At 55.1% G+C, this 1,014-nt stretch carries 1 protein-coding gene; it reads right to left on the minus strand.

What is annotated here, in order from left to right; genetic code table 11:
• Positions 1-1,014, minus strand: a 1,014-nt coding sequence (locus R7Z41_RS24590; protein WP_318141717.1) for a hypothetical protein, incomplete at both ends; no start/stop codon positions are given.

Raw genomic sequence — 1,014 nt, forward strand, 5'->3', positions numbered from 1 at the left:
CGGGTAGCTAACAGCAGCTCGCCATCGGCACTGCGTTTTGCTGCTTGTGAAACAATTTGCCCGCCCGCCAGTGCGCCAGCCTGAAAACTAAACAGCCGACGCGTAGCTGCCGGTGAGTTTTCCTGTTCACTTCGCGGCCAACTGCGCGAAAGGTGCAAAATACTGCCGGTGTCGGGATCGGTAAACCAGATGCGTAAACCATAATGCTCAATATCCTGCCAGCAACGCATACATAAAGACACCAGCCGCAGATGATCAAGCTTTGCTTCTCCGGCAATGCCAGAGCCAACGACCGTGCGCCACGGCACAGGAGGAACTTCACCAACACTGTCGCGCCGGGCCATCTCTTGTGCGCAATTTAATCGACTGTTTAATGCCGCAAGCTGATGTAAGCATTCTCCGGCATTATAGTGGCTGGCGCGGGCGTGGAAGGCATCAACGCTGGCGCGCAGTTGCCGTAGCGATTCACTCACCCAGCGCCAGTTGCAGGTCTCTGCCGCCTGCAATGCGCGGTTGAATGCTGCCTCGTAATGGATGAGCGGCTGGCTGATGCCGCCAAGCCATAATGTCTGGCTTAATTGCTGAACATATTGACGACACGCGTTGCCTTCTTCGCTGGCAAACGGATCGTCAGATGATGTGACGTGTTCGCTGCGCATCTGCCAGATTAAATGGTTAAATTCTGCTTGCTGCGCTTTGGCCTCGACGAAGGCCTGCACAGCCAGTACGACATGTTCGCAAAGTGTGCCTTCAATACAATCACAACGGGCGAAACGAATACTGCTACGGGAATAAAAACGCACATCGCTCATCGGTAAGCGGGCAGAGGGAATTTCGCCCGGCGCACAGAACAACTCAATGGTGATGCCTTTAGCGACCAGCGCCTGCGCGCGTTTGCGGGTGGCATCGGGCAGGGTAGCCAGTTCTTCCAGCCAGATTGCCGGATCCCACTCTTCTTCTTTTTCCGTGGGCTGGACGGTGGCACAAAGTCGTTGATAACTTAACACCAGCATC

The organism is Vibrio sp. 1457, assembly GCF_033340195.1.
Lineage (GTDB): Bacteria > Pseudomonadota > Gammaproteobacteria > Enterobacterales > Vibrionaceae > Vibrio > Vibrio alginolyticus.